Below are 19,310 nucleotides of genomic sequence, written 5' to 3'. Positions count from 1 at the left end.
ATTAATATACACTGAAATACTTTTCTTTTCATCCACAAAAAGCTATTTGATTTTTACCTTTTTTACTTTGCTCCACTCTCCATAATAAATCTTTTTCCCTTGTTTTTTGTATGGGCGCAATTTTACATAATATTTTTTCTTACTTTTTAAACCTGTTATAATTGTCGACATTTTCTTTCTTTTATATATTCTTTGAAATGTTTCCATGGAAAAATTTTTCTTTCTGGATATATATATCTGATACCCTGTTATCCCTTTCGACTTTTTCCATGTAATTTTCATTGTCCTCTTTTTTAGAGACTTCACTGCCTTTAGTTGTCCTTTTTTAGGCAAATTACTTTTCTTTGCATTAACCGAAGTTTTTTCCTCTTGTTTCTGTTTATTGACAGAATTATTTGTTGTGTTACTATCTCGATTTATTATAATTTCATTTCTATCATTTGTTGGATTTTGATTTCCATTATGGCCTGGATTTTGCGTTTGTCCATTATCCGATGTTTGCTGTTCTTCCTCCTTTTCCCATACTGCATATAACACCACATCGCTATTACTGCTATAACTTCCGCCCGGCTGATAGGTTGCACTTTCCGCTGTATTGGTTACAGCCCATCCTTTAAATATATATCCAGTTCTTTTCGGCTTTTGAGTGCTAAGGGTCAATACACTCTCTTTATACTTTGTCTGAGATGCAGGCGCTCCTGTTCCTCCATTGGCATTATAAGATATCGTATAGTCACCTAACATCCTGATATAAAACGCATTGGTAGAATTTAGATCGGCGGTCTGAAGATAATTTCCATTAGCTAAAATAACGTCAAAAAATATTTTTATAAAATTCTGTTGAGATGCTAATATTGACGATATAGGAAAATAGGCATAACGTTTTTTATTATCATACTCAAATCTATCCTCCATATCCGACCAACTTAATGATGATGTGGAATAGTGTCCATCTCCATCTGATACATAAATCTTTAGCGAACTCTGCCATACCAATTCACTATCAAAAGTCATCTTTATATAAAAATCCAAATCTCTTTTTACTGATTTATATGTTGTCTCTCCAAAATCCGCTACCGAATAATAATTATTTCCTGATTTATAAACCAACTCACATTCATCAATCGCCGCTCGAACATTTTCTTTATTAGTTATAAATGCCACAGTCAAAATGAAAATACCAAAAAAAATTTTCCAAATATTATTTTTTATTTGCACCATATTTTTTCACCTTTTCCACTTTGCAAATTTTTTATTTAACTTTTACTTTCTTTGTTTTACTCCAAGCTCCATAATAAGTTTTCTTTCCCTTTTTCTTGTATGGGCGTACTTTCACATAGTATTTTTTCTTACTTTTTAATCCTGTTATAATACCTGTTGTTTTTTTCTTTTTATAAATTCTCTCAAATGTCTCCCGCGAAAAATCTTTTTTTCTGGATATATATACCTGATACCCGGTGATACCCTTCAACTTTTTCCATGTGATTTTTACTGTTCTTTTCTTCGTTGATTTTACTGCTTTCAGTTTTCCCTTTTTGCCGAGTGTATTTTCATCTGGAGAAGTTATCCTGGTCTTTGTCCATGAATCAGCCTTCATCGCATTATTCATCTGACTATTTTTATTTCCCGATGTAGATGTAGAGTTACTACCAGAAGGAATTTGTGTGTCATTTGGATTCGTTGGCTTCTGTCCCGGATTCGTTTCAATATCCTCTGCTCCTGCTGCCACTTCAACAATTGTTCCATCAGAACATATAGTTCCAGCATAACTGTATAAATCTGAAGAAGTCAGATTTATACGCAAAGCTGGGCGCACTCCTGGCTTTGCCGATATAGTTACAAGCCATTCACCAATATACTCACTTCCACAAGCTGCTGCTCCACCTCCAGTTGTATTAGTCGGTGAACGTAACAGCCAACTAAATCTTTTCATTCCCCTTGCCAGACCATAGGTACTACACTTAATATCTTTTGCTTCGTCATAACTTTCATAATCTTTTATAAAACCATAAGATATCGCTTGGTCCGTTGCATATACTTCTGATTCAGACAACAAAAATATCTTGTCTAAAGTATCGTTGCCCCCTTCTATTCCCAAAGTCAAACTATTTTCATTAATTACCTCAGATATTATAATATTATTTTGCTCCTGACTTGAAAAAGCAGCATTTATAAAGTTGTTATATTCATAATTAATACTACTTACATTTTTTGTATCATCATATCCATTCAACCAACTTCGTATGGTGCTGGTCTCCCAAGTATAATCATACATACTCGGAGCCAACTCATTGTCAGCATTAAATGTTTCAGTATAATATCTACTATCCAGTATCAAATCTGATAATAAAAGAACAGCGTTGTTATCTATATCTAATATTCTCCATTTAATTGGTTCATATCTAAAATAGTGATATTTTTCATAATCATCACCCCAATCATAAGAAAGTTGTGAATGTGCATCTTTCCCTTTTAATCTTCGATATTTTACTCCATTAATCACTGTATCATCATTACTATTATAGTTGGCATCTTCAATACTGGTATATGTATTTGAATCTACACTTTCATACGTTATTCCATATGACGCTGCCATTTTTTCCAGTCTTGATTCTTCCTCACTGCCTTCCAACACCACCTCCGTCTGTGGATAATTCCCAAACCAAATACAATCCCATGTCACCTTTTGCCCTGCTTCCATGGAACTATCTGGCACTATACGAGGATTATTTACTACTGTTGCTGCCTCTACTTTTTTAATCATTCCTTTATAATTTCCCATAGACACAGCTGTTATTGCACAAATTATCGCTGTCAACATCCCTGCTAATACTCGAGCAACCATTTTATTCATTTGCTTCACTCTCCCTCATCTTTTTGTTGCGATGTATAGATTGAATATAATTATATCATGCATTATCACAAAAATCTGCTATGGTTTTTATTTTTTTATTATTTTTTATTTAAAAATAAACCGACACAGTCTAAAAGACTGTGCCAGTTACTATTATCCTCTTTGTATTTCTTATTATTGCGTACAACAGATTATTTTATTTTTACTTTTTTGATATTACTCCACGGACCATATATCTTTTGCTTTCCGATTTTTTTGTAAGCCCGTATTTTAACATAATATTTCTTTTTACTTTTGAATCCTGTAAAACTCACCTTATTTTTTGATTTCTTAAATTTCTGTTGTAATGTGCCTTTTTTAAAATTCTTTTTCTTACACATGTAGGCCTGATAGCCTGTAACAGATTTATCTTTTTTCCATTTTAGTGTCAACGCACCTTTGCCGGCAGAACGTACTCTTTTTAATTTCACTTTTGCCGGTGTTACACAAACAGTAATACTTTTAGTCCCCTCTGTATAACCAGTTAATGCTGTTGCCTTGATCCTAATGGTTGCTGTACCATATCCTTTCACATGGACATCCCCATTATTATTTACATCTACTACTTTTTTATTACTGGAAGCAAACGACAATTTTCCACCTCCATTTGTCTTGACATTGAGATTAAACGCTTTCTGTTTAATCGTAACTGTATAGACAGAGTTTGCATATATCTCCTGCCTTTCCAACGGAAGATTTTTCATGATTATCGGAGACAATCTGTCAATATCTGTACCATCTCCCAACTGACCATACTTATTCTTTCCCCAGCTAAAATATGTACCATCACTTCTTAAAGCAACCGTGTGATTTACTCCTGCACTTGCCATAATCACATTGGACATAATTTTTACCGGATTATAATAATCTTTTTCCTCAGAACAGGTTCCATTTCCAATCTGTCCCCAATCATTGTCTCCACACATCCACAGGCTCCCATCTGTTTTTACTATGGCTGTATTCGCGGAGCTAATACTCACCGCAGACACTCCACTCATAATTTTTACAGGAATTACTGACTCGTCATAACTTTCATTCCCAAAAGCTCCTAAATAATTAGTTCCACACATCCATAAACTATTGTCTCCTTTCACTATAGCTGTACAAAAGTTTCCTACACTCACAGATGAGACACCATCCATAATTTTTACAGGTACACTTCTATTATAATAATCTCCTGTGCCTAACTGTCCCCGATCATTGTCTCCACACATCCACAAGCTTCCATCTGTTTTCACTATGGCAGTATTATCACTACCTGTATCTACCTTTGATACACCTGTCATTATTTTGACCGGAGCAAATCTATCCGCAGTATCCCCTGTACCTAATTCTCCCGAATAATTAGAACCATACATCCACAGACTTCCATCTGTTTTTACTATCGCAACATGTCCTCCGTCTGAATCTACATAAGCCACATTATCCATTATTTTCTGTGGTTTGATATAATTTTGTCTAGAGATTCTTCCACAAATCCATAAACTTTTATCTTTTTTTAAGATTGCTGTTGGTCCACCCACACTAACAGATTCAACATTATCCATTACTTTAGTGGGCACATATCGGTTTTTTGTATCACCTGTTCCCAACTGCCCATACGCATTATCACCGCACATCCATAATGTTCCGTTAGCTTTTACAATTCCTGTAAGCTCATTTCCTGCGCTTACCATAGCCTTAGCCTGCGCTTCGATTCTTCCACCTAGAAGCATCCAAACCAAAATCATACTCCCCATAAAACACATTCTGATTTTTTTCATATCTTTATTCTCCTATGATAATTCCCTATTTTATTTTCACTTTCTTTACTTTACTCCAGGAACCATACAATTTTTCCTGCCCTATTTTTTTGTAGGCACGGATTTTTACATAATATTTCTTTTTACTTTTTAACCTTCCAATTTGAAATTTTGTTTTCTTCTTTTTGACATTTCTTTCAATTACTTTTTTCTTAAATTGCTTATTAGGGCTTATATATATCTGGTAGCCCGTAACCGTTTTATCTTTCTTCCACCGCAATTTCAGCTTTCTTTTAGATAAAGACTTTGCTGCTTTCAACTTTGTTTTTACCGGAACAACTTTAATCGTTATTTTTTTACTTGCACTATTGTACTGAGAATTCGCTGCTGCATTAATTGTTATTGTAGTTGTTCCATAACTTTTGACTCTCACATTACCGGATACATCAACTTCTGCTACATTTTTATTGCTGGAAATATACGATAATCTACCACCACCAGTTGCCCTTGCTCCCAAATAAAACGATTTTGTTTTAATATCTATAGTACGAGATTCTGCATGGATAACCTGATCTTGCTTTGGTACATACATTATTCGATTTGGAACAATTTTATCTTCATAAAATCCATTCCCCAGTTGCCCGTACTCGTTACCTCCCCACGACCAAATACTACCATCTTTCTTTATAACCACTGTATGTGTTCCACCTACACCAACCATTTGTACACCAGACATTACTTTTTTAGGAAGTACCTGGCTTATAAGTGTTCCATCTCCAAATTGTCCACTACTGTTACTACCACACATCCATAAGGTTCCATCTGTTTTTATAATCGCAGTGTGGTTCATACAAACATTTACAGCCACAACATTATCCATGATTTTCACAGGGTTTACCAGGTAATTAAATTCTATATCTTTATTAGTTTCAATACCTGATTGTCCATCAGCATTTTCTCCACATATCCATAAACTTCTATCCGTTCTTATTATTGCAGTATTATAACTTCCTGCATCTACAGAAGCGACTCCATCCATAATTTTTACAGGCAAATGTTTTTCTACTCCACTTCCATCTCCCAACTGTCCTCTGGTGTTATCACCACATGTCCACAGACTTCCGTCTGTCTTTACTATCGTTAAGTGACTACTTCCTGCACTTACAGAAGCTACCCCATCCATAATTTTTACTGGTAAAAGTTTATCAGTTGTAGTTCCATCTCCCAATTGTCCATAGTAATTTTCTCCGCATGTCCACAGACTCCCATCCGTCTTTACTATTGCTGTAAAACCGTCTCCAACACTAACTTTAGAAACATGATCCATAACTTTTATTGGCTTATAACTTTCTGTAGTTGTTCCGTTTCCAAATTGTCCACAGGAATTATCTCCACACATCCATAAACTATTATCTGTTCTCACTATTGCCATATTAGTATAATAACCACCAATACTAACCGAAACTACCTTATCCATAACTTTCACTGGCTTATTTCGGGTATTGTTACTTCCATCCCCCAATTGTCCAAAAGAGTTATCTCCACATACCCATAAACTTCCATCTGCTTTTACTATCGCAGTTTCATAGGACCCTGTAAAAACCTGATCGCCCACATCTGCTTTTACATTCTGTTTACAACAAATCGCCAAAAACAAAACTGCTAAAAATAAAAAATGAATCTTGATTTTTTTCATACCTTGTCTCCTTTCCCTCTGCTTACTAAATCTCCTGTCATCTATTCATTAACTTTTATTAATAATATTGTGATATTATCTTTCCCTCCCTCTGTCAATGCATAGCCTAATAACATTTCTCCTGCTTCCTCTATATCTCTATAATAATTCAGTATACTTTGTATCTTCTGTTCCGTCACCATATCAGTTAATCCGTCAGAACACAGCAAACACATATCTCCTTGTTTAAGTTCTATAACATTAGAAATATAGGGTTCCGGAATAATCTCAATACCTTCATCCCGCATGCCAAGGCACTGTGATAAAAGATGCTTACTTGTATAATTAACAGCTTGCTTCGATGAAAAAATCCCATTGTCTAACATCTCCTGTAAAACGGTATGATCTTTTGTTATTTTTTTTAAAATACCTTTTCTCCATAAGTAGCCTCTGCTATCTCCTATATTGCTAATTATCATTTTGCCATTCGTTACCTGTGCTGCAACGTATGTAGTCCCCATCATAGTATAGGGATCATATGCGATAATTGATTTATTAACTTCTTCTACAAAAAAAGTAATATCTCCTGAAATTAAAATTTGTTCTTCTTTTTGTTCCATATATTCTGCTGCAATTCTGGAAGCTACCTCTCCATTTTTCTCTCCGCCCATTCCGTCAAACACCGCAGCTAATATTCTATCCTGACTCATTACTTTTTGTAGTGAAGTAAAGCAATCATCATTTTTTCTATAAAAGCCATTGAGATAATAATTATCTTGATTGATATCCCTAACTTTACCTCCGTGACTTATAAGATATCCTTGATATTCCATATAAGATTCCCTGTTTCACCTTCCGCATCCATTTATTAATCATCTGAATTATTATAAATTTAATACATAAAAAATTGCTCGAAATACATAAATCCTACACAAAATTATATAATATTTTTCGCAAAATGTCTATATATTTAAGAATGACCGACACAAAATATTGTATCGGCCAAATCTATCATTATTTTATTTTTACTTTTTTCACTTTACTCCAAGTCCCATAAATTTTATTCTTCCCACTTTTTTTATACGGACGCATTTTAACATAATATATCTTCTTACTTTTTAAAAAACTCAACGTCGCAGAACTCTTTTTCTTTTTTAAATATCTCTGAATCGTCTTTCGAGAAAAATCTTTTTTTCGAGATACATAAATTTGATATCCCGTTATCCCTTTTATTTTTTTCCATTTAATTTTTATTGTCCTTTTTTTTGGAGAACTTACTTTTTTTAATCGTCCTTTTTTCCTGAGAGTATTTTTTTCTTTAGATGCTGACAAAGTATTTTCAACATCTACTTTTTTGTTTATAACTTTATTCCCAGAATTACTCGAAATGGCATTTACAGCATTTTGTTCTGTATTTTCTGTTTCATCGTTTCCACCCGGTATTTCTTCTTCCACTGTCCCATCTGAGCATACTGTTCCCGCCTTGCTAAAAAGATTTGTTGTCGTATAGTTCAAGTATAATACAGGTCTTACCCCATCTTCATTATGATGTACATTATCCCCGCTGTTATTTCCCCAACCATTATCATCTATGTTTGCAGCTTTTTTTGCATTACTGCCTGGTGACCGCAACCACCAGTTACATTTTCCGGCATTATCATCTTCCGTACTCCTATATACCCCCATTGCATAAGCGTAAGTGCTGGAATCTGCCTCTCTTCCCTCATCATACTTTGATCTGTTTTCTACAAATCCATAGGTCAATGCCTTATTTGCTCCATACGCTTCTGATTCAGACAACAAATATATTTTGTCATTTGTATTGATTCCTCCATCTGTTCCATATGATGTGTTATCAGAATTAGTCACACTCATTGTTTTGATTGCTTTTTGTTCCTCACTTGTAAAAGCGGTATCTATAAAATTATTTCCACTATAATCAATTCCTTTTTTATTACTCCCACTTCCGTAACCATTAAGCCAACTTCGAATAGTACTTGTCTCCCATGTTATATCTTCACTATTTGGGTAATATCTTTGTGTATCTAAAACAACATCTGCCATGAGAAATGCTTCTTTCTCATCGCAACGAAGTATTCTCCATTTTATCGGTTCATATTTAAAATAATGGTATGTTGTACTCCTGTAGTTCCAATCATAATGATTCAATCCTCCACTGCTGTAATATATAGTATCACCACCATCAATACGACGATACCTCACCCCGTTCAACACTGTATCTCCGTTAATATCATATGATGCATTTTTTATTGCATTAAATTCATTTTCACTGACACTTTCGTATTCTGTACGAAAATACGTGTTCATCTTCTTTAGTGCTTGTTCTTCTTTGCTTCCTTCTTGTACAATTTCTGTTTGAGGATAATTTCCAAACCAAACACAATCCCATACCGACTTCCAACCAGAATTCATGAGAATATCAGACTCAATTAAAGGATTTCCTAACATCACATTATATCGATCATCCACAGTCCCTTCAACTATTGTTATTCTATCTGAAAAATTTTCCGTTGCATATACCGATTGCGCACTGAAACAAAATATAATAATCATCATAATTGAAATTAATCTCATTACAATTTTTTTTAAATCGCTCACCTCATATTCCTCCTCTCATTCAAATATTTACTAACATATTCTCTACTTTAATTATCTATTTTAAATATTATCTTTTCATCGGCTAGTAAAATAACATCTTTATCGTTCAACTTAACATATTCGTCTACATTCACTAACATTCCATTTAAATATGTACCATTGGCCGAATCCAAATCTGTAAGATAATAACCATCTGTTCTTTTTACTATTTTGGCATGTTTTCTACTCACGGCATTATTTCCAGAAATAACAAAATCATTTCCCTCTAATTTTTTGCCAATATTTATTTCTGATTGACATATATTTATAAATTTCCCTGTCCTTACACAAAATATTGATGCTTTTGGCACCTTCAATATTCTATTATTTATATCCCCATTGAAAATGGTTGTTCCGTCTTCTCTCAGAAATTCCTTTTTGTTTGATTGAGTTTTATAATCATTACCTTTAATGTCAGTTATCTTTTTTATACTTTTGTTTCTTTGATTATTAATATATAAAAATTTAATTATCCAAACTAGCAACAGAATAATGACTATCAAAAGAATAATCATTATTTTTTTTGTAGATTTTATTTTCAACTGAAGTTCTGCGCCAGCCTGTTTTAGTTTTTCTGTCATACTGGTTATGTCGACCGGCGTTGCAGTATCAGAATCTAATAAAACCTCTGCTTCTTGTAAGGTCTGACGTAATTCGGTTTTTGATTGATTTTTATAACTTTTATCCTCTAATAACTTCCTACTTTTTTCCACTATGGCATAAAAATCATTCCATGCCATATCTGTTTCCATGCTTTCATACGGAATTTTAAAATTATCTAATACTTCTCTCACCTCATCAATTGAGAGTGAAAAAAAAGCATTTTTATCATTTTCATTTAAGTTTATATTATTTATCCCTATTACATATCCTTTTTCATTCAGTATGGGACCACCGGTATTTCCAACCGAAATTAAGGCTGAATGTTGTAAATAAGTTGCATCGTTTCTATTGGCATATGTATCCTGGATAGTTCCTTCTGTAATTTGAACATCTTCCGGCAGAAACATTACGTTATCATCTGTATTTTCTGAAAATCCCATTGTATATATTTTATCACCTATTAACGTCTGATGAGAAACACCAAGTTTTAATGGGATACGCTCATTTAAACTATCATCAAGCTGTAAAATAGCATAATTTTCTTTTTTACTTTCCGTTACTATCGTTGCTTCTGCAGTAACATCTCCTTTTACTATTACCTTTATTGAATTCTGTAACGAAAATCCATCTACCGAAATATCATTCGTTTTACAATACTGTTCTTTTTCCTTTTCACTATTTTTTAAATCATTATATGAAGTCACGACATATGTATTGTCCTCTTCATTACTAATCAGAAAACCACTAGCATGTTTCATTTTATAGAAGGTATTATCATTTGTTGTAAATCCAGAAAAAATTTCAACAACTCCCTGCTTTGCGTCTTCAATTAAATTATCCTGAGCATTAACAGTCTTTTTTCCAACTAAAAAACAAAAAAATATTAAATATACACATAATATTGTTTTAAAAAAATAATATTTTCTGCTTTTAAAACGCCCTCTTTTCATGCTAATGATCCTTTCATAATAAACAATTCATCTCTTAAATAAAATATAGTAAAAGATAATAAGGGTGGTACTAATAAGAGTACAGAAAATAAATTCCATACTCTTATTAATATTCCATGCCACATTTCTTTTTATGTCAGATAATTACATCCCCAGACAAAGCATTTGCAGCATTAATATTCGCCGTCTCTGCTCTTTCATATTCTCTTGCCATCTCGTTCAAATCGGTTACATGTTCGTTTATCATTTTAATGATTTTATTGATGTCATCCTGTAATTCTCCAAATTTCTTTTTATATGCATTGGCAGCATCACCACTCCAAACACTACCACTAACAGAATTAATCATTGATGTCATTTGATTTGTGATACTTTTAATCTGATTTCCTGTGGAATTTAATGCATTTGCTGTAGTTGTCAATTTAGATGTATCAACTTTAATTGTGCCTGTCATGAAGCGATTCCTCCTTATTTATATTTTCTTGTTGTAGCTGTTGATATATTTGTCTTTTCAGCTTTCTCATATTCTTTAACAATTTCATTCAAACTTGTTATGTACTTTTCAATAGCATTATAAAAATTATTCATTTGCGTTATATCTTGGGTAAAAGCCTGATGAAATGCATCTTTAGACTCCCCTTCCCACATTGTATTTAACGAACTCTCTGTTGAGGTTAAATTTTCAACCTGAGTTTTAAATCTACTATTAAGATTTTTCAGTTCGTTTGCCTTACTAGTTAGCGAAGCTGTAGAAATTTGAATTGTATTAGCCATATTACATCCTCCTTAGATAAATTTATTTAACTTTTGACATTCTTAATAATATCATATTTTTTGTTTTTTTGCTTTTTAGTTATAAAATTTTAGTTTTTTTTAATAGTCTGTTTAATCATCTTTTAAAAAATCAGGATTAAATTTAGCCTTCAACCTTTTGTTTACAGTATAAAAATATTGCATTTGTTTTGAATTTACCGCTTTTTGTGCCATATGGCGAAAATTCCAAAAATCATTGTACAAAGCAAATAAAATCATCATAACCTCATCATCATCATTCTTGACTAAGCATTCATATGTATCTTTCAAATTCTCTACCAGAACATTTTTATGCATTATACTAATCTGGAGCCCATCTCCTTCTCCCTTACTTTCATAACAAGGGTAATATATTCCTTTTTTCCCTAATCCTATATCATATATATTGTATTCCCTATCATAAAAATTAACCTTTGTATAGAAAAAACCCGGCCGCAAAAAACCTCCTTTGCTATATCTTCTTTCCATCCATCCCAGTTTCTGTTCTTTTTCATCAAAAATACAATAAAATCGAACTCCTGCTTTTTGATCAAAACAAAGTTTATATTTACTACTTTTATAGCGACACTCAATTATTCCTCCTAATACGTTCTTATTTATTGAGGCTGTTCCTATAATTTTTTCGTCTTTTTCAAATTGATATTCCACATTAAATATATTTTGTGTAGTCTGAATAATTTTAGTTTTGTACATTATTTTTCTTTTCCTCTTTACGCTGATTTTCTGCCTTCTTATGAATTTCTTTAACCAGAAAATCTCGATATGCAAATTCTTCCTCATCTTGCATACCAACAAAATATACTTTTTCTATATCATCATTCTGAAACAAAAACAAATCTTGAGGATTCATAAAACCTTCGGGATAAAGGCATCCCGAATAATCATAAATTTTCTCCGTTTTCACAGATACTTGAAATCGTCCAATAATCATTAATTTTTTCTGTGCTCCTTTTAATAACACTACCGATCCAATTGGTAAAAATCCATCCATTTTTTCCCTCCAAAAAATAATAAGTATTTGTGTATATAAGTTATTTTATTTGTCTCAAATTACTATTTTAATTTTATCTAATTCCCCCTCCACCTCCTCCCGAGCCATTAATTCCTTTTGATAAAAATGGCTGTGTAAACTTTTCAATCTTATTATATAATCCACTCCAATCCACCTTTACTTTTATACCTGCTCCCAGACCTAAAGATCCTCCTATTTCTGCCTCTGCACTTGAACCTGTAGCAGAAAGACTTGCTTCCGCACCAAGAGCTCCTGCCTTTCCTTCTACAGATGCATCAATCTTAAGCCCAAAAAACTCTACTCCACCTTCGACTTCTCCTTTTGCCAAATAAACCTCAGCTCCTATACCTGCAGTAACTCCATCTGCTCCAATTTTTGTTTCCGCTTTTGCCTCACCACCCAACAATTCTCCTTTCATTGTTCGATGTACATTGAAATCATCATCACCAATTTTCTCTTTGATTTCTCCATTAACAACATTTCCGTTGATTTTTCCAGAAATACCTGCTCCTGGTTGAAATTTTCCATCTTTAAAAAGTGCACATTCAGCCCCTCCAGTTACTGCTCCTGTTAATGCCATTAATGTAAGACTTCCATCATAATTTCCATACTGAACATTCCCTTTTAATTTTGCAGCAGATAATCCAGCCCTCACCTCGCCTTTTAGCCCTATTTCTCCTTCTGCAGTATTCCACTCCCCTGTTGTTTGGGCATCCGTATAAAAATTTCCTATGTCCGCCTCAATCCCTGTCTCAAAGTCTTTACCTAATATAGCTCCGCTAATACCAATAGCGGCAGCAATTGCAGAGTATCCGTTCTCATTCTCTCCACTTAAATCTTTTACAAAAAATTTCCATTTATCATCACTATCATGCAACAACATCTTGTCGTCTATAGGATTTAATTTCATCTTAAGTTGTTCAAAACCGTTAGCATTATTACTTTCTTTAAATTCATCTTCTACTTTTTGCTCCGTATCACCATAGAGCCTTTGTACTTCATCCAAAATAGTCTTCATAGATGAAATAGAATCTTTATTAATATCAATAGCCACTACAGTTGTTTCAATTTTTTCAACAATCGTTCTATAAGACGATGATGTACCTTTTTCTATCTGCCTTTTAATTTCATTCACATCATCCTCCATCGATTTTATTTTTTCTTCTATTGATAATAAATTTACCGATTGATTTTTTAATCTTTCGCGGTTTACTGATATATTCGCCATTCTACTTCACCTCCTAATGATTATTTGTATTTTCTTGTCAACGCAATTCTGTAAGCATTCATTTCTGCCTCATATGTATTTTTAGCTATCAATCGAATGGTATTAGCTATATTTTTTAACTCATCTGCTCTCTTTTCTAATTCCTCTTGTAATACTCTTCCTTTTTTTATATAAGTAAATGCTGTATCACTTTTCCACACACTCTCAATTCCTTTTAAAACTGTTTCTAAATCATAATTTGCTGTTTGTTTTAATTCTCTGGATATCTGCTCCAAACAATTCGCCTGCTTTTTTGCTTCTGCCAATTCTAATTGTATGATAACCAGTGATTTTGCCATCAAGTTTCACCATCCTTTAAATAATAACATCATTTGGCAAGATTTGTGATATTTTTTCCGCCGTTTGTTCACTTTTTTCATAAATATTGGCCATTTTTAGTAAATCATCTGGATGTTCCTTTAATCTTTTTATTATACGCTCAAATTCATCTTGATAGTTTTTTATTTGATTTTGATGAGCAGTACTGGCATCTCCTGACCAATAGCCCTTTGTATTTTGTACAATTTGCAAAAGTTGATTCCAGTCCGCTTCAAAACGGCTGATTTCATTTCGTATTTCCTGTGCCTTTGCCTTTAATATATCTGGTGATACTTTCAAATTTATACCGGTCATTTCTATCCTCTCTTAACATTATACTCGAATTGAATTAATGATTTCTCCTATTTGGTATTCACATTTTTCATATTCTGTTTTAGCTCGTGTCTCAGATATCTGTAATGCTTTCAACATTTTCATTAATTCTTTTGCTATTACCATATCATCTTGAAAAACAGATACAAAACTATTTTTCGCATCACCCTCCCACATAGTAACTATTTGATTTACATTTTCTTCCATATTACTCAATTCCTTTTCCATGGATTGAATTAACCTATTCACTTGTTCTGCATCGTTTCCTAATCTAACAGTACTTATTTTAATTTTTTTATACTCCATATCATCTCACCTTCACTTATATCCGTAATGCTTTCTTCAAATTTTTTATATGTCCAAGCAATTTTATACAGGGAAGTTTGTAACATTTTTATTTTCTCAACACTTTGTTCTAACCCTGCCATTTGATTAGATATCTTTATAATCACCTTATGCATAGATTCATTTTCTATTTTTTTTAGTTGTTCTCTGATTTTATACAAATCACTACTTTCTTTTTTCATTTTATCTTCAGTTCGTTTAATTTGTTCAGATAAATACTCTATTTTTTTGGGAAAAACTTCTATGTACATTGTCAACTCCTTGTTACTATATAATCACAACTCGCTTTTTATAATCCCTATAAGCTGTTTTAAAATTATCCTTATACCAATAGTAGTCTACTACCATCCCCTATATGGCTTTGAAACAATGTATTTTCCCCCATCAGTATTTCTTGTCTGTCAATGGAACAAAGCATAAACTCTTTTATATCATTAATTACAGGACTTTTTGTTCTTTTCGATAACATTTCGCATAATTCCCCGATAATCTGATATATTGAGGCATTCTCATCCAATTCAAAATCAAATTTTTCATCCATCGCCGGAACATACACTTCTACTAAAATCATTTTAATCTTCACCTCCTGGCCAATGGAATAATTATTTTTCGCGTATTTATTCCATCTTCATTCTCCGGCAACTGCCCTATTCCTACTTTTTCACCTTTGTTTTGTTCTGTATATGATAAATACTCAAAAGACAATACCATATTATCTACAACTCTTCCTCCCAAATGAATTCCCGTTTTGTAACCTGCAAAAAGTTCATAGATAGGATACCCTGTAATCATTTCTCTTTTTTCCAATGATAATTCACTGATAAAGAAAATATTATGTAGTTGTCCCTTTTCTAAAATATTTTCTAAAAATCCTCTCATATCCATTTCAGCATTATAAATAAAAGGAACAAACCAACTTAAATCAGAAATAAAAATAAAATACGGTATTTTTTTACTCATTTCAAAATATATTTCATCTTCATCATAATCTTTGGATAAATATTCTTGTTTTAATACATTTCGTGCTTTAAATTCTGGTAATAATTTTTTGAAAAAATCAAACACACTTTGCTCATCATAAGCATATACTATATTTTTTTCTTTTTTGAACAAAGCCAACTTTTTTTCTGGTGAATCAATGATACAGATTTTACTTTCTTTTTTCATTGCTGACCGAATAGCTACTTTCATTAAATTCGTTTTTCCCGTTCTTTTTGCTCCCCAAATCAAATAACAATATGTATATTTAAGTGGTATACTATAAATATCTGCATTTGATGAATCATATCCAATCGGAAGCAAAGTTCGATCATTTAATGCTTTCTCAAATCCTTCTGCTTCCTCAAAAACACTCCATGTAGGCTTCTCCGGTATTTCCGGAATCTTTCTGGCTTTCTTTCCTTTCCAAACATTATTCATATGGACACATTCTTGTTTAATCTTTTCCAACCTCTGATAGTCATTTTCAGCTTCTAATGCTAAGGCTGTCTGATATTCAAGTATTCTTCCTTCATAGCAGGCCAATCCACGGCCTTTTATCCCCACCTCAGGTAAAACATCAAATTGCATAGCATGCAATAAATCCCCATAAGCATACCTGTCCTGTAACAAAAGACATAGCACTGTATTTATGTTTTCCCCTACACGCGTAGTAATATCATTCATTCCAAATCCATTGCCTGAAACTACAAGAAAAATTCCGTAATTAACGCCTTCTTTAGAAAGCTGAATCATAATATCTTCGAACATCTCTTCTGTCTTTTCTTTAAAGGATGCATAGTTATCTATAAAAATAATCACAGCAGGACATATTTTCCCATTAACTTGTATAAACTGACTATAATTACCCCCTTTAAATAGATTTTTTCTCTCGTGAAGAATTTTTTGCATCATATTGAAAAATTTTGCAATTTTATCTATATCGTTTTCATACATCACTCCTCCTATTTGAGGTGCTTTTTCAAAAGCGGCCATCATCTTGCTACTAAAATCTATACCATAAATATTTATCATATCTGGTGTATATTTTTGGATAAGCGCATATATCATTGTCTGAAGCATTGTACTTTTCCCAGAAACAATATTTCCACAGACAGCGATATGCCCATCTGATGCAAAATCTATTTCAAGCGGCATCTGATTTTGATTCTCGGGATCATCCAGCTTACCTACTATTACAGATAAAGACCACGGATTCAGCTCCATTTCATTCCATCCATTATAAAGGAAACTGCTTCTTCTAAATTCATTAAACGAGTTTAAATATATTTTTTCAGGAAGTACCGGCATCCACAATTGCAACTGTTGATTATATCCCACTTCTTTTGCAATTTGAGTCAGATATTCTTTTACTGCTTCTAATTGTGTTTTTTCTTTAATTTCTGGCAATTTCTTCATTTTGCATTGCGCTTCCTTAATTATCGCAGCCGGAATATCGTTTTTATTAATACAATTCAGTTCATAATATAAATCTATAAAATCAACTAATCTTTGGGTGTTATAACTATTTTCTCCATATTCTATTTTATTTTTTTTCATTAAAGAATACATTTTAACAACCAAGTTTTGTTTTTTATCAATATCGTTCATGCATTCCTGTAATGATATACCTGTGTTCTCAATAGTTTCTAATAAAATTTTTATTAATGACTCAATCCAAATATATTGCGCTTTTTTCTTTCGGGATGCCTTGGCCATATTGCCTGTCATTTGTATTTTTCCGTTCAACTGCAACATTCTCGCTATATCTGTTTTTTCATCACCTACATTTTTATCAAAAATCGCTCCGCTATATCCCGACTGGAACAACTCATATATTTCATCATTTCCTACCTGAAGATAGCATCTTCCTGCTTGAGTAAGATAGGCCGCATCAGGTTTGTGAAGCATATCCATACTATCCTGCTTATCCTGTACTCTAAGACATAATCTAAATTTGGAATTACTCCATATATTATCGTCTACCGTTCCACTAGGTTTTTGTGTTGCTAATATTAAATGAACTCCTAGACTTCTTCCAACCTGTGCAACACTAATAAGCTCCTTCATAAAATCAGGTTCCTCTCTTTTTAATTCCGCAAACTCATCTATAATAATAAATAAATGCGGAACTGGTATTGTCGTCTCACCATTTTTATAAAGCCTAGTATAAGAATTAATATTATTCACACCATTTTCATTGAAAACTCTCTGTCTACGTTTATTTTCACTTTTAATAGATATCATTGCCCTTTTTACCTGATTTCCAGAAAGGTTAGATATTTGTCCAATCATATGTGGCAATCCATCGAATAAATTAGCCATCCCTCCACCTTTATAATCAATAACAAAAAATCCAATATCTTCCGGGCTATAATTAACCGCCAGTGATAGCATATATGTCTGTAATGTTTCACTTTTACCAGAACCAGTAGTTCCTGCTACCAAACCATGCGGTCCATGGTATTTTTCGTGAACATCTAAATAACAAGGAACCCCCCCTGCTTTCTGACCAATCAATCCTCTAATATTTTCATAAACACGATTTTTTGTCCATAACTCTTTTACTGGGATATCTTCTGGTTTTTTTACCCCTAACATATCTAAGAACGTCAAAGCAGAAGGTATTTCTCCTCCTTTTTCCATCTCGAAAACCCGCAATCCTGCAATTTTTTTTGTAAACTCAAGTAATTTTTTTCTATGGCATTTATCAAATGCCACCTCTATTTTTTCATCTTTTCTGTCATAAACATCAAATATTCCTTTAAATTGTTTATCATTTTGAATAATGAATTCACAACTATTCGGCAATTGCTCATAACTTTCTACAAGAAAAATTGTAGTAAGCCCAAACCCATTATTTTTTTCAAACACATATTTTGAAAATAATTCTCCTTCAAGCATTGTGGCATCTGAAACAAAAATTACGTAATATGGTTTTAGTATTTCTTCCTCACTTCGTCTTATTTCATCAGTTTCTGTACGCTCACGAAAAACCTTTGTGAGTTCGTAAAAAACATCACTAGCTTCTTCTTTATTGGATGCAATAAACCGTACCTTCCTATCTTCAGACCATGTATGCGGCATCCATTTTGCAAATTCCCACTCTTCTCTTTCCAAAGTTGCTTTCCCATTGTATACATATCCTAATTTTACATCCGTATAGCAATTATTAGCTGCTACCTGTGTACTGATTATCTGCGCAATTTGAAAAGCCCCTATTTTTTCCTTTCCCCCAATAATTCCTACTAAATGATGCTTTGTCAAATTAATTGTCACTGGAGCCTGATAAAGAGTTTTATAATTTTCTTTTATATACTCCGGCTTATGCATCAGTTCATCTTCGTACAAACTAAATCGTCTTTTTGAAATTTCTATCGGTATTTGAAAAGGAATATTTCCTAAACCAATGCGATGTGTCAAAAAATCTTGATGCGCTTTATTTCTATTCCATAAAACTCCTTCTTTTCCATTATATTCTAAACATTTTTCCGTTGAAGGATACATTTCTTCGAGTAGTTTTAAAGTTTTGTTATACTTTGTTTTGATTTCCTCTGTTTTTTCAACTAAATATTCACTATAAGAATTAAATCTTAATTCTTCCTTTGCTTTTTCTTCTTTTTTCTGCAATCTGAGATTAGCAACAGCCCACATTATCCCAATCAAAGCCGATACTAAAGACATAACAAGGCCAGAATACATATAAAGAGACGAAGTTCCTCC

Annotated in this window: 18 protein-coding genes; all 18 read right to left on the bottom strand. The window is 32.8% G+C overall.

Annotated features, from left to right (window positions below; genetic code table 11):
- Nucleotides 1–42: 42 nt before the first annotated feature.
- On the bottom strand, nt 43–1,221 hold the full coding sequence (locus B5E53_RS16930; protein ID WP_087317154.1) for an InlB B-repeat-containing protein: 1,179 nt from the start codon (nt 1,219–1,221) through the stop codon (nt 43–45).
- Between the two features lie 31 nt (nt 1,222–1,252).
- Nucleotides 1,253–2,854 (bottom strand): DUF6273 domain-containing protein, encoded by a 1,602-nt coding sequence (locus B5E53_RS16925; protein ID WP_087317152.1) that lies wholly within the window; start codon nt 2,852–2,854, stop codon nt 1,253–1,255.
- A 191-nt stretch (nt 2,855–3,045) separates the two neighbouring features.
- On the bottom strand, nt 3,046–4,656 hold the full coding sequence (locus B5E53_RS16920; protein WP_087317149.1) for a hypothetical protein: 1,611 nt from the start codon (nt 4,654–4,656) through the stop codon (nt 3,046–3,048).
- Between the two features lie 25 nt (nt 4,657–4,681).
- A complete protein-coding gene (locus B5E53_RS16915) occupies nt 4,682–6,331 on the bottom strand; it encodes a fibronectin type III domain-containing protein (RefSeq protein ID WP_087317147.1) in 1,650 nt (549 codons plus the stop codon).
- A gap of 41 nt (nt 6,332–6,372) precedes the next feature.
- Nucleotides 6,373–7,143, bottom strand: coding sequence for a protein phosphatase 2C domain-containing protein (locus B5E53_RS16910; RefSeq protein WP_087317146.1), 771 nt, complete (start codon nt 7,141–7,143; stop codon nt 6,373–6,375).
- A 181-nt stretch (nt 7,144–7,324) separates the two neighbouring features.
- Nucleotides 7,325–8,929, bottom strand: coding sequence for a DUF6273 domain-containing protein (locus B5E53_RS16905; RefSeq protein ID WP_087317144.1), 1,605 nt, complete (start codon nt 8,927–8,929; stop codon nt 7,325–7,327).
- 47 nt (nt 8,930–8,976) lie between these two features.
- Nucleotides 8,977–10,521, bottom strand: a complete 1,545-nt coding sequence (locus B5E53_RS16900; RefSeq protein ID WP_087317142.1) for a trypsin-like peptidase domain-containing protein — start codon at nt 10,519–10,521, stop codon at nt 8,977–8,979.
- Nucleotides 10,522–10,657: 136 nt separating this feature from the next.
- On the bottom strand, nt 10,658–10,975 hold the full coding sequence (locus B5E53_RS16895; protein ID WP_087317140.1) for a WXG100 family type VII secretion target: 318 nt from the start codon (nt 10,973–10,975) through the stop codon (nt 10,658–10,660).
- Nucleotides 10,976–10,989: 14 nt separating this feature from the next.
- Entirely contained in the window at nt 10,990–11,295 is a 306-nt protein-coding gene (locus tag B5E53_RS16890; protein ID WP_087317138.1) for a WXG100 family type VII secretion target, read from the bottom strand.
- 111 nt (nt 11,296–11,406) lie between these two features.
- Nucleotides 11,407–12,027 carry a hypothetical protein gene (locus B5E53_RS16885; protein WP_087317136.1) on the bottom strand — a complete coding sequence of 207 codons (621 nt, stop codon included), beginning with the start codon at nt 12,025–12,027 and terminating at the stop codon, nt 11,407–11,409.
- The gene (locus B5E53_RS16880) at nt 12,014–12,325 is read right to left on the bottom strand and encodes a DUF4176 domain-containing protein (protein WP_087317134.1); all 312 of its coding nucleotides are present in this window, start codon (nt 12,323–12,325) and stop codon (nt 12,014–12,016) included. The genes B5E53_RS16885 and B5E53_RS16880 overlap by 14 nt, the downstream gene beginning before the upstream one ends.
- 73 nt (nt 12,326–12,398) lie before the next feature.
- A complete protein-coding gene (locus B5E53_RS16875; protein WP_087317132.1) occupies nt 12,399–13,574 on the bottom strand; it encodes a hypothetical protein in 1,176 nt (391 codons plus the stop codon).
- Between the two features lie 20 nt (nt 13,575–13,594).
- On the bottom strand, nt 13,595–13,912 hold the full coding sequence (locus tag B5E53_RS16870; RefSeq protein WP_087317130.1) for a hypothetical protein: 318 nt from the start codon (nt 13,910–13,912) through the stop codon (nt 13,595–13,597).
- Nucleotides 13,913–13,928: 16 nt separating this feature from the next.
- Nucleotides 13,929–14,246 carry a WXG100 family type VII secretion target gene (locus B5E53_RS16865; RefSeq protein ID WP_087317129.1) on the bottom strand — a complete coding sequence of 106 codons (318 nt, stop codon included), beginning with the start codon at nt 14,244–14,246 and terminating at the stop codon, nt 13,929–13,931.
- An 18-nt stretch (nt 14,247–14,264) separates the two neighbouring features.
- The gene (locus B5E53_RS16860; RefSeq protein WP_087317128.1) at nt 14,265–14,570 is read right to left on the bottom strand and encodes a WXG100 family type VII secretion target; all 306 of its coding nucleotides are present in this window, start codon (nt 14,568–14,570) and stop codon (nt 14,265–14,267) included.
- Nucleotides 14,546–14,860: a hypothetical protein gene (locus B5E53_RS16855; RefSeq protein WP_087317126.1), complete on the bottom strand. Its 315-nt coding sequence runs from the start codon at nt 14,858–14,860 to the stop codon at nt 14,546–14,548. Before B5E53_RS16855 ends, B5E53_RS16860 begins: the two co-directional genes overlap by 25 nt.
- Before the next feature lie 71 nt (nt 14,861–14,931).
- Nucleotides 14,932–15,180 carry an EsaB/YukD family protein gene (locus B5E53_RS16850; RefSeq protein ID WP_087317124.1) on the bottom strand — a complete coding sequence of 83 codons (249 nt, stop codon included), beginning with the start codon at nt 15,178–15,180 and terminating at the stop codon, nt 14,932–14,934.
- An 8-nt stretch (nt 15,181–15,188) separates the two neighbouring features.
- On the bottom strand, nt 15,189–19,271 hold the full coding sequence (locus B5E53_RS16845; protein ID WP_162611957.1) for an FtsK/SpoIIIE domain-containing protein: 4,083 nt from the start codon (nt 19,269–19,271) through the stop codon (nt 15,189–15,191).
- Nucleotides 19,272–19,310: the final 39 nt, after the last annotated feature.

The organism is Eubacterium sp. An11 (assembly GCF_002161065.1).
In the GTDB taxonomy this organism is placed as follows: domain Bacteria; phylum Bacillota; class Clostridia; order Lachnospirales; family Lachnospiraceae; genus Anaerobutyricum; species Anaerobutyricum faecale.
This window is presented reverse-complemented; position numbering and strand designations above follow the sequence as displayed.